13 protein-coding genes are annotated in these 15,441 nt (G+C 35.0%); 9 read left to right on the top strand and 4 right to left on the bottom strand.

Annotated elements, in window-relative coordinates:
* The first annotated feature begins 3 nt into the window (after positions 1-3).
* The 8 genes from ACRBBL_RS15460 (at position 4) to ACRBBL_RS15495 (ending at position 11,206) form a co-directional block, all read left to right on the top strand.
* Positions 4-900 carry a hypothetical protein gene (locus ACRBBL_RS15460; protein WP_431369974.1) on the top strand — a complete coding sequence of 299 codons (897 nt, stop codon included), beginning with the start codon at positions 4-6 and terminating at the stop codon, positions 898-900.
* Between the two features lie 745 nt (positions 901-1,645).
* Complete coding sequence (locus ACRBBL_RS15465) at positions 1,646-2,539, top strand: branched-chain amino acid transaminase (protein ID WP_431369975.1); 894 nt, start codon at positions 1,646-1,648, stop codon at positions 2,537-2,539.
* Positions 2,536-4,215, top strand: a complete 1,680-nt coding sequence (gene ilvD, locus ACRBBL_RS15470) for a dihydroxy-acid dehydratase (protein WP_431369976.1) — start codon at positions 2,536-2,538, stop codon at positions 4,213-4,215. Before ACRBBL_RS15465 ends, ilvD begins: the two co-directional genes overlap by 4 nt.
* A gap of 74 nt (positions 4,216-4,289) precedes the next feature.
* Positions 4,290-6,023, top strand: coding sequence for a biosynthetic-type acetolactate synthase large subunit (gene ilvB / locus ACRBBL_RS15475; RefSeq protein WP_431369977.1), 1,734 nt, complete (start codon positions 4,290-4,292; stop codon positions 6,021-6,023).
* A gap of 2 nt (positions 6,024-6,025) precedes the next feature.
* Positions 6,026-6,556, top strand: coding sequence for an acetolactate synthase small subunit (gene ilvN / locus ACRBBL_RS15480; RefSeq protein WP_431369978.1), 531 nt, complete (start codon positions 6,026-6,028; stop codon positions 6,554-6,556).
* 107 nt (positions 6,557-6,663) lie between these two features.
* Positions 6,664-8,166 carry a ketol-acid reductoisomerase gene (gene ilvC / locus ACRBBL_RS15485; RefSeq protein ID WP_431369979.1) on the top strand — a complete coding sequence of 501 codons (1,503 nt, stop codon included), beginning with the start codon at positions 6,664-6,666 and terminating at the stop codon, positions 8,164-8,166.
* A 184-nt stretch (positions 8,167-8,350) separates the two neighbouring features.
* On the top strand, positions 8,351-9,616 hold the full coding sequence (gene ilvA / locus ACRBBL_RS15490; RefSeq protein WP_431369980.1) for a threonine ammonia-lyase IlvA: 1,266 nt from the start codon (positions 8,351-8,353) through the stop codon (positions 9,614-9,616).
* Between the two features lie 12 nt (positions 9,617-9,628).
* Entirely contained in the window at positions 9,629-11,206 is a 1,578-nt protein-coding gene (locus tag ACRBBL_RS15495) for an NADP-dependent glyceraldehyde-3-phosphate dehydrogenase (RefSeq protein ID WP_431369981.1), read from the top strand.
* An 83-nt stretch (positions 11,207-11,289) separates the two neighbouring features.
* Here the strand turns inward: ACRBBL_RS15495 and ACRBBL_RS15500 are convergent, their stop codons facing one another.
* From ACRBBL_RS15500 to ACRBBL_RS15515, 4 genes are all read right to left on the bottom strand, one after another.
* Positions 11,290-11,772, bottom strand: coding sequence for a hypothetical protein (locus ACRBBL_RS15500; protein WP_431369982.1), 483 nt, complete (start codon positions 11,770-11,772; stop codon positions 11,290-11,292).
* Positions 11,773-12,481: 709 nt separating this feature from the next.
* Positions 12,482-13,624: a hypothetical protein gene (locus tag ACRBBL_RS15505; RefSeq protein WP_431369983.1), complete on the bottom strand. Its 1,143-nt coding sequence runs from the start codon at positions 13,622-13,624 to the stop codon at positions 12,482-12,484.
* Positions 13,621-14,517: a DMT family transporter gene (locus ACRBBL_RS15510; protein WP_431369984.1), complete on the bottom strand. Its 897-nt coding sequence runs from the start codon at positions 14,515-14,517 to the stop codon at positions 13,621-13,623. Before ACRBBL_RS15510 ends, ACRBBL_RS15505 begins: the two co-directional genes overlap by 4 nt.
* A 2-nt stretch (positions 14,518-14,519) precedes the next feature.
* Positions 14,520-14,870 (bottom strand): arsenate reductase family protein, encoded by a 351-nt coding sequence (locus ACRBBL_RS15515; RefSeq protein ID WP_431369985.1) that lies wholly within the window; start codon positions 14,868-14,870, stop codon positions 14,520-14,522.
* Positions 14,871-14,985: 115 nt separating this feature from the next.
* On the opposite strand from ACRBBL_RS15515, the gene ACRBBL_RS15520 reads away from it, so the two are divergent.
* Complete coding sequence (locus tag ACRBBL_RS15520; RefSeq protein ID WP_431369986.1) at positions 14,986-15,441, top strand: DinB family protein; 456 nt, start codon at positions 14,986-14,988, stop codon at positions 15,439-15,441.

Consider the following 15,441-nt stretch of genomic DNA (forward strand, 5'->3'; position numbering starts at 1 on the left):
CATATGGAACTCAGCAAGGAGAATTTTGATAAAGCGAGAGATTTTATCTTAGCAAATGCAAGAATGATAGAACGAAGACTGTATGATTTCCACTTTAATGGAGGTTCTGCAACTGGAGTTTTTCATTCAGTGTACGCATATCGAAATAATGATGGAGGTTTTGGTTTTGGAATGGAACCTGATACAGCTTCGCCCGAAAGTCAACCTCTTTTTAGCATTATGGCACTCGAAATCTTAGATGAAGTCAACTATCTAAATCAAGAATTAATCCTAAAAGATTTCATGCCGTATTTTGAAAGTATAACAACTGATAAAGGGGGAATTCCTTGGATGTTTAGACCTAAAAGCGAATATCCATGCGGCGGACACTTTAAAACAGTCAAAGAATGGGCGGCTTTAAGTACAACTTCATCACTATTAGGAATACTTGAAAAACACAAAATAGACATTCCTTGGATGAAAAATGCTGAAAAATTTGTTTGGTCAGAAATTGACAGAATACAAGAAAAACATGTTTTTTGTCACCTCTGTATTCCTAGGCGATTGCACTTTTTAGAACACACAAAAAATAGAAAAAAAGCAGCAATAGCCATTAACAATTTAAAAACATGGATAGCTGCTGACGGAGTATTAAGTCAAGACAGATTGGATGATGGTTGGGGACTTTATGGAAAACCTCACAGTTTAAGCTATTTTCCATATACTGAAAATATCTTGAATCCTATCTTTTCTAAAGAAACGATTGAGTCAGATATAAAAGGTTTAATTGATAAACAAAAAAATGATGGAAGGTGGGACACTTGGTATGGAATTAGTGAAGGGACAAAATTAGAATGGGCTGGTATACAGACGCTCTGGACGTTAAAAATCTTAAAATCATACGGAAGAATTAAACACTAAAAACAAACCCATTTCTCTGCAAAGACAGAAAACAACAACAACATTTTTCAATATTAAATTAGGATTCTAAAAAAACTTTTATAATATTTGATCTAACAAATGAACAAACAAATTATAAATATCATTTCTATCAATGTCATTGTGATTCGCTCACAACGATAAGGAACGCTATTTAAAATTTCACTATAAAATTTACAAGCCTTCCTTCATCGGGAAGGCTTTTTTTATTTAGTGAAACTCTGTTTTGACAAATCCGAAGGATGCAGTCAAAACAACAAACAACAAACAACAAACAACAAACAACAAACAACAAACAACAAACAACAAACAACAAACAACAATGAACCAAACTAGCATTATCATCATCGTCATTATTATTATGAACTCCTCCTGAGTTGATACGATTTGCTATATAAAAACAAAAAGCCTGTATCAATCGTGATACAGGCTTTTTTTTGTGAAACTCGGTTTTGAGAAGCCAGAATGGTGAACACAAAACTGTAAGCTGAATTAATTCTGATGAAGATCAAAATCTCATTATATGAAAACTAGGAGGTGAAATCAAAAAAATGGGTGCAAATCACAAATAAAAATGAGGTGTTGAGTGTTGTATTTGATAACATGTAAAATACTGAAAAACAATAATTTAAATCAAAAATTTAACAATTGGTTTTAGTGAAATAACCAAAACTGAACATAGAAAACAATACAATAAAATTAATTTCGAATCATAATAACTATAAAAATGTATTACAAAGAAGACAGTATCATCTACCATAACGGTACATACATGCATCCAGAAAAGGCTTCTGGAAACATGTACAGTCAAGCATTGCACTACGGGAATGGTGTTTTTGAAGGGATCAGAGCATACAAAACCAAATTTGGTGCAAAAATCTTCAAAGCAGAAGCCCATTACAAACGTCTAAAATATGGCGCTGAGGTCATGGGAATTTCGTGCGACTATCCTATCGAAGAACTCGTTGATATCACATACAAACTACTAGAAAAAAACAACTTACAAGACGCATACATAAGACCTATTATAACCACAGGCGCAAACATGAGTTTATTGACATCTGATGAATCAATACTTACAATCCAATGTTGGGAATGGGGAAAATATATGGGAGACAAACTCTTAAAAGTAAAGACATCTCAATTTCAAAGACCAAATCCAAAATCGTGTTTTGTAGAAGCAAAAGTTACAGGGCATTACATCAACTCAATCCTATCTACCAACGAAGCTAAAAATGCAGGATATGATGAAGCCTTATTGTTAGACATGAACGGAAATGTAGCAGAATGTTCTGGTGCTAACATATTCATGGAAAAAGATGGCAAGCTCTATACGCCAAAACGCGGACACATCATGGCAGGAATTACGCGTTCTACGATTATTGAAATCTGTAAAGAAGCAGGATTTTCAATAGAAGAAAAACATTTTACACTAGACGAATTAAAGCAAGCAGACAGCGCATTCTTTACAGGAACTGCCGCTGAAGTTGTTGGTTTGGAATCGTTGGACGAATATAAATTTCCACTTTCGTGGGAATCGTCACTTGGTTACAAACTGATGAAACTATATAAGCAAGAAGTGCTTTGTGAGCGCTCTAAAAATTTATCAAAAGCAGGATGAACAACTTAAATAAATACAGCAAAACAGTCACGCAAGATCCTACGCAACCAGCGGCGCAAGCCATGCTACATGCAATTGGATTAACGAAAGAAGACTTTTTTAAACCCATTATCGGAATTGCAAGTACTGGATACGAAGGAAATCCATGTAACATGCACTTAAACGATTTGGCAAAGCTGGCAAAACAAGGAACAAAAAACGAAGATGTAATTGGATTAATATTCAACACAATTGGCGTAAGTGACGGAATCTCTATGGGAACACCTGGAATGCGTTATTCGTTGCCTTCACGTGATATCATTGCCGATTCTATGGAAACGGTGGTGCAAGCAATGAGTTATGATGGACTCATCACGGTTGTTGGTTGTGATAAAAATATGCCTGGTGCATTAATGGCAATGATTCGCCTAAATCGTCCAAGCATTCTCGTATATGGAGGAACCATTGATTCTGGTTGTCACAATGGAAAAAAACTAGATGTCGTTTCAGCATTTGAAGCATGGGGAAGTAAAGTTGCTGGCACGATGGACGAAACAGAATACCAAAACATTGTTGAAAAAGCATGTCCTGGTGCTGGCGCTTGTGGCGGAATGTACACAGCAAACACAATGGCATCTGCAATAGAAGCATTGGGAATGACATTACCATTCAATTCGTCAAATCCTGCGTTGAGTGATGCAAAAAAGCAAGAATCAATTGCGGCTGGTGAAGCAATGCGTGTATTACTAGAAAAAGATATCAAACCATCGGATATCATCACGCGTAAATCTTTAGAAAATGCAGTGCGTTTGGTAACGATTCTTGGCGGATCAACCAATGCAGTATTACACTTCTTAGCAATTGCAAGAGCTGCACAAATAGACTTTACACTAAAAGACTTTCAAAAAATAAGTGACACAACACCATTCTTAGCAGACTTAAAACCAAGTGGAAAATATCTTATGGAAGATGTGCATGCGGTTGGAGGAATTCCTGCAGTATTAAAATATCTATTAAAAAAAGGATTGTTACATGGCGATTGTATGACTGTAACAGGAAAAACAATTGCAGAAAACTTATTAGATGTTGATGATTTAACGGAAGGTCAAGATGTCATCAAGCCAATTGAAAATCCAATAAAAATATCAGGACACTTGCGCATGTTATACGGAAACTTAGCAAGTGATGGAAGTGTTGCGAAAATCACAGGAAAAGAAGGCTTAAAATTCTCTGGAAAAGCAAAAGTATTTGAAGGTGAATACGAAGCAAATGATGGAATTCGTGATGGTAAAGTAGAAAAAGGAGATGTTGTCGTCATTCGTTATGAAGGACCAAAAGGCGGACCAGGAATGCCAGAAATGCTAAAGCCAACTGCCGCAATTATGGGTGCTGGTTTAGGAAAAGATGTTGCACTAATTACAGATGGACGTTTTTCAGGCGGAACACATGGTTTTGTCGTCGGACACATTACTCCAGAAGCACAAGAAGGCGGAACGCTAGCATTGGTAAAAGATGGTGATATCATCACAATTGATGCAGAAACGAACACAATACGATTGGAAGTCTATGAAGAAGAACTTCAAGAACGTAGAAAACAATGGAAAGCACCAGAACTCAAATTTGAACGCGGTGTATTATATAAATATGCAAAAACTGTTTCATCCGCATCAAAAGGTTGCGTAACGGATGAATTCTAAATAATCCTTTTTCGTTCCTGCACGCTCATTAAGCGGAGTCGAAATGAAAACGGGAACCTTATAAACACACAATTATGGAAACAAAAACCATACAAAAAACAAAACAAACACTTCAACAAACAGATCGTATCTCAGGAAGCGAAGCTATTGTACGTTGCTTATTAGCTGAAGGCGTAAACACATTATACGGATATCCTGGCGGAGCAATTATGCCAGTATATGACGAATTATACAAGTATCAAGATCAAATTCATCATGTATTAACACGTCACGAGCAAGGTGCTACACATGCCGCTCAAGGATATGCACGAATCTCTGGAGAAGTTGGTGTCGCAATTGCAACATCTGGTCCAGGAGCTACCAACTTAATTACAGGAATTGCTGATGCGCAAATCGATTCAACACCAATGGTGTGTATTACTGGACAAGTAGGTTCACATTTACTAGGAAGTGATGCATTTCAAGAAACGGATATTGTTGGAATTTCTACACCAGTAACAAAGTGGAATCATCAAATAACGAAAGCTTCTGAAATTCCAGAAGTCATGGCAAAAGCATTTTACATTGCCAGAAGTGGTCGTCCAGGTCCTGTGTTGATTGACATTACAAAAGATGCGCAATTTGAAGAATTTGACTTTGCATACGAAAAATGCACAGGAGTTCGCAGTTACAAAGCTGTGCCTGAAACGGATAAAAATGCTATTAGCGCTGCTGCAGAATTGATCAATAACGCTAAAAAACCAATGGTAGTTTGGGGACAAGGCGTGATTTTGAGTCAAGCTGAAGCTGAATTTAAAGCATTCATTGAAAAAGCAGGAATTCCATCAGCATGGACAATTTTAGGAGCTTCTGCAATTCCAACAGAGCATCCATTAAATGTAGGAATGGTTGGTATGCACGGAAACTATGCACCAAATGTATTAACAAACGAATGCGACTTGTTAATTGCTATCGGAATGCGTTTTGATGATCGTGTAACAGGTAATCTAGAAACGTATGCCAAACAAGCAAAAGTGATTCACTTCGAAATTGATCCTGCGGAAATTGATAAAAATGTAAAAACAGATGTGGCGGTTTTAGGTGATGCAAAAGCAAGCTTAGAAACAATTCTTCCATTCATACATAAAAATTCACATACAGAATGGCATCAAAAATTCAAGGATTTATATGCGATTGAGTATGAAAAAGTCATCAAAAATGATTTGCACCCAACGAAAGAAGGATTGACAATGGGTGAAGTGATGAAAGAAATCAACACGCAAAGCAAAGGTGAAGCAGCCATTGTTTCAGATGTTGGTCAACATCAAATGATTGCCTGTCGTTATGCAAACTTCAATCAGACTAAAAGTAACATTACTTCTGGCGGATTAGGAACGATGGGATTTGGTTTACCTGCTGCAATTGGTGCAAAAATGGCTGCGCCAGAACGCGAAGTAGTTTGTGTTTGTGGTGATGGTGGTTATCAAATGACAATTCAGGAATTAGGAACCATTTTTCAGCAAAAAGCAGCAGTTAAAATTGTGGTGTTAAACAATGATTTCTTAGGAATGGTACGTCAATGGCAACAATTATTTTTTGACAAGCGTTACGCTTCAACAGAAATGACCAATCCCGATTTTGTAGCAATTGCAAAAGGATATCACTTAAACGCTCGACGTGTAACAAAACGTTCAGAGTTAGCGGAAGCGATAAAAGAAATGATGGAAAGTAAAGAAGCATACTTCCTAGAAGTTTGTGTAGAAAAAGAAGATAACGTATTTCCAATGATTCCAACAGGAGCATCGGTTTCAGACATAAGATTAGCGTAATTATGGAACAAGAAAGCAAACAATTTACGATTTCGGTATATACCGAAAATAACATCGGATTGTTGAATAGAATTTCAGCGATCTTTCAGCGAAGGCATATCAATATCGAAAGCATGAATATCTCTGTTTCCGAAATTGAAGGTGTTTCTAGATTTACCATTGTTGTAATTATGACCGAAGAAAAGGTTAAGAAAATCATTGGGCAAATCGAAAAACAAGTAGAAGTTATCAAAGCGTATTATCACACAGAAGAAGAAATCATTTATCAAGAATCTTGCATCTTTAAAATGAAATCCGATTTACTGTTTGATGAGCGTCAAATTCAAAATATTATAAAAGATAGCAATGCCCGAATTGTGACAGTAAACAAGCAGTTTTTTGTCATAGAAAAATCAGGACGAAAAGAAGAAATAGAATTATTACATAGAGAACTTAGTGCCTTTGGAATCATGCAATTTACGCGTTCAGGAAGAATTGCAGTTTCCAAAGAAGAAATGAAAATATCAAACATGCTTAAAGCAATCAACAACTAAAAAAGATATTAGATGCTAGAATTTTGATTCTAGAGAAATTTAATTAAAACAAACAACAAACATAAGAGTAAGAAAGTCTTGACTCTTACTTCAAAAAAAAGGAAATCATGTCAAATTACTTTAATACATTACCATTAAGAGAACAACTAGCACAATTAGGAAAATGTAGATTTATGAATGCTTCAGAGTTTGAAGATGGCGTAAATGCATTGAAAGGAAAGAAAATTGTAATTGTTGGTTGTGGAGCCCAAGGTCTGAACCAAGGATTAAATATGCGCGATTCAGGATTGGATATCTCGTACGCATTACGTCAAGCTGCAATCGATGAAGAGCGCAATTCATATAAAAACGCAACATCTCATGGTTTCAAAGTAGGAACGTATGCTAATTTGATTCCAACGGCAGATTTAGTATTAAATCTTACGCCAGACAAACAACATACAAACGTTGTAAAATCAGTGATGCCTTTAATGAAAGAAGGCGCAACTTTAAGTTATTCACATGGTTTTAATATCGTAGAAGAAGGTACACAAATTCGTGAAGATATCACCGTAATCATGGTAGCGCCAAAATGCCCAGGAACGGAAGTTCGTGAAGAATATAAGCGTGGTTTTGGAGTACCAACATTAATTGCAGTACACCCAGAAAATGATCCAGAAAACAAAGGTTGGGATCAAGCAAAAGCCTATGCTGTTGCAACAGGAGGACACAAAGCAGGTGTATTAGAATCGTCATTTATTGCAGAAGTAAAAAGTGATTTAATGGGCGAGCAAACTATTTTATGTGGTGTGTTGCAAACAGGTTCTATTTTGGCTTTTGATAAAATGGTCGCAGATGGAGTTGATGCAAATTATGCTGCAAAACTCATTCAATTAGGTTGGGAAACAATTACAGAAGCCTTAAAACATGGAGGAATTACCAACATGATGGATCGTTTGTCAAACCCTGCAAAAATTAAAGCATTTGGATTGTCAGAACAATTAAAAGGTATCATGAAGCCATTATTTGAGAAGCACATGGACGATATTATTTCGGGACATTTTTCAAAAACAATGATGGAAGATTGGGCAAACGATGATAAAAACTTACTAACATGGCGTGCAGCAACAGGCGAAACTGCTTTTGAAAAAACTGCCTTAACAACGGATCATATTTCAGAACAAGAGTATTTTGATCATGGTGTGTTATTGGTCGCTTTTGTAAAATCGGGTGTAGAATTGGCGTTTGAAACAATGGTAAATGCTGGAATTATTGAAGATTCTGCTTATTACGAATCATTACACGAATTACCATTAATCGCAAATACGGTTGCTAGAAAAAAACTGTTTGAAATGAATCGAGTAATTTCTGACACTGCTGAATACGGTTGTTACTTATTTGACCATGCATGCAAACCATTGTTAACAAGCTTTATGGAAACGGTTGATACTTCTGTGATCGGAAAATCATTTTCAGCATCAAATGGAGTAGACAATCTAGATTTAATTGCAGTAAATGATTCCATAAGAAATCACCCAATTGAAGCGGTTGGAAAACGACTCAGAGCTGCAATGACGGCAATGAAAACGATCAAAACAACGGCTAAAAATGAAAAACCAGTTGCGGTTTAGTCAAAAAAAATACTAGTATCAAAGAGCTTCTCGATACTAAATTCTTCCAGGATTTCACTCGAAGTGACGCTTAGATATTCAAAATACGTAAACGTCAGTTCGAGTGGTTTTTGTCAGATTGACAAGGTCAAGAAGATAAAAATTGTATCGAGAACAGCTCAGAAAACTTAATTAAAAAAACATTTTGCAAACACCCACAAAAACATACGCTCCAACGTTAGCAGCAATTAAAACGGCTGCGAAAACACTCAAAGGCATTGCTTCGGTAACGCCTTTGAGTTACAATGATTATTATTCAAAACAATGGAATTGTAATGTCTACTTAAAACGAGAAGATTTACAACAAGTGCGTTCCTATAAAATTCGTGGTGCGTATAATAAAATTTCATCACTAACTGCTACACAAATAGAAAATGAAATTGTGTGTGCAAGTGCTGGAAATCATGCGCAAGGTGTAGCTTTGTCGTGTAAACTTTTACAAATAAAAGGCACGATATTTATGCCAACTCCAACGCCAAACCAAAAGATTGAACAAGTCAAAATGTTTGGTGAAGAATATGTTGAGGTTGTATTAATTGGCGATACTTTTGACGATGCGTATCATGCAGCAATAGAGCAATCAGAACGTTTAAACAAAACATTCATCCATCCATTTAATGACGAAAAAGTCATTGAAGGACAAGCAACCATCGGATTGGAAATTTTAAATCAACTTGAAACTCCAATTGATTATGTATTTGTGCCTGTTGGCGGTGGCGGATTGTCCGCAGGATTGTCTTCTGTGTTCAAAATGTTGTCTCCAACAACAAAGATTATTGGTGTAGAACCAAAAGGTGCGCCTTCTATGTCAACATCTATTCAAAAAGAAAGAAATACAACCTTAAAAAGTATTGAAAACTTTGTGGATGGTGCGGCGGTAAAACGTGTTGGTGATTTAAACTTTGCCATCTGTAAAGAAAATTTACACCAAATGATTACGGTAGATGAAGGCAATGTATGTCAAACTATTTTAGATTTATACAACCGACAGGCAATTGTGGTTGAACCTGCAGGAGCTCTAAGTATTAGTGCATTATCGCAATATGCAACTGAAATACAAGGAAAAAATGTAGTATGTGTAGTAAGTGGAAGTAACAATGACATTACACGAACTGCAGAAATTAAAGAACGTGCATTATTATATGCAAATTTAAAACACTACTTCATTATCAAATTTCCACAACGTGCAGGAGCTTTGCGCGAATTTGTAGCGGAAATTTTAGGACCTACAGATGATATTACTCATTTTGAATATACCAAAAAAACCAATCGTGAAAACGGTGCAGCAGTCGTAGGATTGCAATTAAAAAATGCTGAAGATTTAGAAGCATTGATTACTAAAATGAAATTAAGGAACTTTTATGGCGACTACCTAAATGATAAACCTGATTTATTTCAATTTTTAGTTTAAATAAAACATATTATGAAGATTCCCGAACAGTATCAAATTAAAAAAACAATAACTCAAAATACATATTTAGTAGGTGGCGAATTAAAAGAATGGAAAGGACAAACATCCGAAGTATATTCTACTATTTCTTCCACAGAAACATATCAACCAACATTACTAGGAACCATTCCAACGCTAGGCGAAACAGAAGCTATAGAAGCTTTAGATTCTGCTGTACTTGCGTATAACAAAGGGCAAGGTTCGTGGCCAACGATGAAAGTTGTTGACCGAATTGCGTGTATGGAAAAGTTTGTAACACAAATGAAAACCAAGCGTGATGAAGTAGTAAAATTATTGATGTGGGAAATAGGTAAAAACTTAGCAGATTCTGAAAAAGAATTTGACAGAACAGTCGAATATATTTACGATACCATTGAAGATTATACACAAATGGATCGTGATAGCGCGAAGTTTGAAAAATACGGCGGCGTAAATGCACATATTCGTCGTGGACCTCTTGGTGTAATTCTATGCCTCGGACCGTATAATTATCCGCTAAACGAAACATTTGCTTTGTTAATTCCAGCATTAATCATGGGAAATACGGCAATTTTCAAACCTGCAAAATTTGGCGTTTTATTACTATCGCCATTACTAGAAGCATTTCAAAATAGCTTTCCAAAAGGTGTTGTAAACATTATCTACGGACGTGGAAGAACCATTGCTACACCAATTATGAAAGATGGTAGAGTTGATGTGTTGGCTTTGATTGGAAATAGTAAATCTGCCAATGCGTTACAAAGTGTGCATCCAAAAAGTAACCGTTTGCGAATGGTATTAGGTTTGGAAGCTAAAAATCCAGCTATTGTGTTGAAAGATGCAGACTTAGACTTGGCGATTAACGAATGTATTGCAGGATCAACTTCTTTTAATGGTCAACGTTGTACAGCACTGAAAGTATTATATGTGCATGAGGATGTTGTGGACGAATTTAACAAACGTTTCTCTGAAAAAGTAGATGCGTTACAATTTGGAAACCCTTGGGAAGCTGGTGCAAAATTAACGCCATTACCTGAACCAGATAAGCCGGCATATATTCAGGAATTGATAGATGATGCTTCTGAAAAAGGTGCAAAAATCATCAATAAAAAAGGTGGAGAAACGACCGATAATTATATTTTCCCAGCAGTTTTATATCCTGTAACGAAAGATATGCGTGTATATAAAGAAGAGCAATTTGGACCAGTAATTCCAATAATTCCATTCTCAGATATTGAAGAGCCTTTGGATGATATGGCAGCTTCAAATTATGGACAACAAGTAAGTTTGTTTGGAAAAGACATCAATACCTTAGCGCCATTAATTGATACGTTGGTAAATTTAGTATGTCGTGTAAACCTAAACAGTTCGTGTCAACGTGGACCAGATGTATATCCGTTTACGGGAAGAAAAGATTCTGCAGTGGCAACTTTAAGTGTGCATGATGCATTGCGTTCGTTCTCTATAAGAACGTTTGTCGCTTCTAAAGACAATGATTATAACAATGCAATCTTAACGGAATTATTACAAGCCAGAGCTTCTAATTTCGTGAGTACAGATTATATTTTATAAAGACTTTTTATGTTGTAAAGTTTCCTTCAAGGTTAGTTCTTTGAAGGAAACTTTTACATTTAATTACTAAAACTTTTGCGTTTTTAATTATCTGTGATAGTGATTATCATTTGAAAATCTAAATAATTTTGATCTCCTCCATCTTCTGCCATAATTGTAATTACAGTGAGATCATCATTTACATTATCTGTATCAATATTTAGCTTGTCTGTTAATATAGTTTTTGAAGGATCTTTTTGATGCGTAAAGGCCAACTCCATACTTGTCATATTTGCTGTTGAAGGATTTGTACCTGTTGTTATAGTTCCATGTTTGGTTGTACTATTGATCAATTTAAAATGGTTTGATACTATATCTAGAGTTGTTTGATGCGCATACCATTCCCCAAGTGGATGATGATGAGGTGTAGCAGTAGGTTCGGATAGACTCCATTTCCCAGTCCAAACACAATAATTTGTCCACTGTGTTGTGCCACTTGTTTTCGGTTGTAAAACTATGTTTGATACATTTGAAGGTAATGTAATAGTGCATACTCCATCTTTAGATGATGCGGTTGCATTTGCCATGATATTTGTTGTTAAATAATTCCTACTCTATTTAATAATGGCTTTTCGGATTGCGCCTAAAAAACAAAAACAATAGGTAGCTACTAAATCGAATTGTTTGTTTTTGATTTCAATTCAAAATTGAGGAAATAATGCATTGATTTTTAAGAAAATACCATGAAGCAAATATATTTTGCTATGAGAGCAATTTTTAAGTGCATAACGATAAAGTGTAGATAAGAAGAATTTTAAGAACTCAAATCGTCTGATCGAGTGGAAAATGTGAACACATTTTTTGTATCGAGATCTCCTATGAAAAAACACTCGAAATAATGCTTTTGATGCACAAGAGACAGATTGCCACGCGTTTTTATCAAAACGCTCGCAAAGACGTTTCTAATAAATCTAAGAAGTCTAAGAGTGAAGCGAATCTAATTCAATTTGGTAATTCGTTAATTTGAAAAAGAAGTTTCATGCAAAAGTTTGCTTATCAAAATACCAAGAGCGAAGCGATCTAAAAGCATCAGCGATCCAAGCGCAAAGCGCGTCTAAATCAAAGTAGTTCTCGATACATTTTATCTCCATTTTATTTCGATAAAACACTCGAAGTGACGTTTGGGAAATTGAAGCTGAACTTGAAATTGAATTCGAAATACTAAGAGGCAAAGCCGCGTCTAACAGCAAAGCGCGTCTAATAATCTAAGAAGTCTAAGAGTGAAGCAAGTATAAATTATTTCTTAAAAGGAGCATGTTCTTTAAAAGACTTAATTTTAATTTTGCCAATAAAAGGTTTCAGTATACTGTTTAGAAACGGTCTTTTGTGTCGTGTATAGCAAGTTAGATCTTGTGGTTTGGCGCCTAATGTACTTTTAATTTCGGAAGCAGTTCTTCCTAAGTTGATGCGCTTTGCTCCGTATAAAATTCCGAAACGAACATAATCATTTAAAATTCGAGGGTAAATAGAATAGTCTTTATTTAAACCATAATTTAAACCGATAAAATGTGCATCTAAATTACCTCCGTTGCGCATGGCAGATAAAAATCCAACCAATTGATCATTTAAAAAATACCCTTTCACAATAAACTGATCGCCAAAGGTTTTTTTAAGTATTATATACGTGTCTAAATCGAGAATTTGTGCATTAAAATTTGCATTGGCAATAGTGTTTTCATACAAAGCCTGTAACTCACTTTTATGCTGATCAATTTCTTGATACGTAAATTCTTTTGCAACTAAATCGGAGCTCTTGCTATCCGCTCTATTTGCCTTCACTCTGTATTTAGATTTGAGCGCGTCTTTATAATCATCGAAGGATTTCCATTCGGGTTTGAGCGTAATAATCATATTTGGCTCTACCTTCATAGGTGCATATTGATAGTCTTTCAATTGATCGGTTAGCGGAAGCGACTTTTCTTTAAAATCTTTCACAAAAACGGCATGCAGCTTTTTTGTTTCTTTCATTACAATTTTCAATGCTGCTACCAATTCATGAAATACAGCATTTGTGTCTTCTCCTTCTTTAATGAATGTTCCGTATTCACCACTTAAAAAGATATTTCCGCAAAACATAATTTTAAGTGAGTTATTACAGAATAAACGGTTGATCATTTTTTTAAGTCGCTCCGAAATTTTGATATTTTGTGTGATGGTTTCTATCGGAATTGTCACCACTTGTGTCGCAGCAAATGCAACGGCTTCTTTCTGGGCATTTACAATCACAATATATCGAAACACAATATCATCATTGGCTACTTCATAAGCGCGTAAAAATTCGGGTGTATAATATGTATTTGTTCCACAACCTAACTGTTCCCAATATGTAGAAGGAATATCGTTTATAGTATTATAAAAAATAGGCGGAGCATAACTCATGCGCTTTTTTTGACTTTATTTAATGTAACCAGATATACTCCGGCAAAAATTAGAATTGCAGCTACAATTTTAATCAAATCAAGTGAATCACTACCTACGATCATAGCAAAAATCCCTGCAATTACAGGTTGAAGATATAAAAATGTGGTTACAGTTGAAGCTTTTAGTTCGCGCAATGCAAAAAGGTTTAGTAAATAAGTAGTAAAAGTGGCACCTACAATTACAAATCCAGCTTCAAAAAATACATAAGGTGTAAAAGTGCCCCAATCTACAGTTTCTAATTGTGGAAATCCGAACGGAAAAACTAAGATTGCTCCAAACAAAAACAACCATTTAATAAATGTAAAAGGATGATATTTAGAAGTTAATTTTTTAGTGATAATGATGTAAATACTATAAGAGACCGCATTGATAAACACTAATAAGTTTCCAAGCGGAATGTTTGCCGAATTTTCAGTAGGTTTCCCATAAAGACTGAGTACAACTGCGCCCGAAAGTCCTAAAATAATTCCAATAATTTTGGTGGGAATTACTTTTTCTTTCAAAAAAATGGTAGACAATATTAGTACTATAATTGGTACAACCACCATAATTACCGAAGCGTGAATTGGAGTTGTATATTCGAATCCTTTAAAAAAACAAAGCATGTTGATGGCAATACCAAAAACGGCTCCCAAAAAGATTGTAAAAAAATCTTTGCGTTCAATCTTTTCTTTCGGTCCTAAAAAGCTAAATAGCCAAAATAACAAACCAGCTCCAGCTACACGTAGTAATATAAATCCGAAAGGTTTTACGTAGCCACCTTTTATTACATCAGATGCAAATGTAAAAGTAACGCCATAAAAAACTTGCACCATAAAGGCAGCAATAAACGCATAGGTTTTTTTAGACATGATTAAGCGATTGCTTCTTTAGCAGCAGCGACTGTTTTTTTAGAATTTCCAATAAAAATTTGATCATCTACAATAATTACAGGACGTTTTAAAAACGTGTAATGTTCTAAAATATACTGTTTGTAATCTTGCTCGCTCAACTCCTGGTTTTTTAAATCCATTTCTTTGTAAAGCTTTGCGCGCTTACTAAACAATGCTTCATAACTTCCTGAAAGTGCATGCATTTCTTCCAGTTGCTTTACGGTAATTTCCTCTTCTTTAATTCCTTGTAAAATAAAATCGGGAGTTGGTTGAATCTCTTTAATAATTCGTTGACACGTATTACAAGTCTTTAAATGATATATTTTTTTCACGGGTTTCGAGTTTTAAAAAGAAGTTAGTTTATATTCGTTGTTATAAGTTTTACAAAGAAAATTCATTTCCATCAAAAATGAATACTTTTAATGAAAATATAGTGAAATATAGAAAATGAATTTTACAAGAACCGTTACTCAGAATAACAGAAATGTTATAAAACGAATTTTAAAAGAAACAAGTTTAAAAGATTTAAACACAGTTCCAGCAGGGTTTTCAAACAACATTATTTGGAATATTGGACACATTGTGGTTATACAACAATTGTTAGTATATAAATTGTCAGGTTTGCCTATGCATATTTCGGACGAACTCGTTTCAAAATATAGAAACAAAACAAAACCAGAAGGCGATGTTACGCAACAAGAAGTAGACGAAATATATGGTTTACTAGATAGCTTATTGGTAAAAACAGAAGAAGATTTAACTGCAGAAGTTTTTAAAAACTATACTGAATACACACTCAGTTTAGGAACTACGTTAAGTAATGTGCATGAAGCAATAGAATTTAATAACATACATGAAGGTATTCATTACGGATATATTTTAGCATTAAAAAAAGCAATTTAA

This window comes from Kordia sp. (assembly GCF_050633145.1).
In the GTDB taxonomy this organism is placed as follows: Bacteria; Bacteroidota; Bacteroidia; order Flavobacteriales; family Flavobacteriaceae; genus Kordia.

What these genes read in the sequence shown, in the direction of transcription:
- ACRBBL_RS15460 (WP_431369974.1), top strand. Translation starts at nt 4, where the DNA reads ATGGAACTCAGCAAGGAGAATTTTGATAAAGCGAGAGATTTTATCTTA.
- ACRBBL_RS15465 (WP_431369975.1), top strand. Translation starts at nt 1,646, where the DNA reads ATGTATTACAAAGAAGACAGTATCATCTACCATAACGGTACATACATG.
- ilvD (WP_431369976.1), top strand. Translation starts at nt 2,536, where the DNA reads ATGAACAACTTAAATAAATACAGCAAAACAGTCACGCAAGATCCTACG.
- ilvB (WP_431369977.1), top strand. Translation starts at nt 4,290, where the DNA reads ATGGAAACAAAAACCATACAAAAAACAAAACAAACACTTCAACAAACA.
- ilvN (WP_431369978.1), top strand. Translation starts at nt 6,026, where the DNA reads ATGGAACAAGAAAGCAAACAATTTACGATTTCGGTATATACCGAAAAT.
- ilvC (WP_431369979.1), top strand. Translation starts at nt 6,664, where the DNA reads ATGTCAAATTACTTTAATACATTACCATTAAGAGAACAACTAGCACAA.
- ACRBBL_RS15495 (WP_431369981.1), top strand. Translation starts at nt 9,629, where the DNA reads ATGAAGATTCCCGAACAGTATCAAATTAAAAAAACAATAACTCAAAAT.
- ACRBBL_RS15500 (WP_431369982.1), bottom strand. Translation starts at nt 11,772, where the DNA reads ATGGCAAATGCAACCGCATCATCTAAAGATGGAGTATGCACTATTACA.
- ACRBBL_RS15505 (WP_431369983.1), bottom strand. Translation starts at nt 13,624, where the DNA reads ATGAGTTATGCTCCGCCTATTTTTTATAATACTATAAACGATATTCCT.
- ACRBBL_RS15510 (WP_431369984.1), bottom strand. Translation starts at nt 14,517, where the DNA reads ATGTCTAAAAAAACCTATGCGTTTATTGCTGCCTTTATGGTGCAAGTT.
- ACRBBL_RS15520 (WP_431369986.1), top strand. Translation starts at nt 14,986, where the DNA reads ATGAATTTTACAAGAACCGTTACTCAGAATAACAGAAATGTTATAAAA.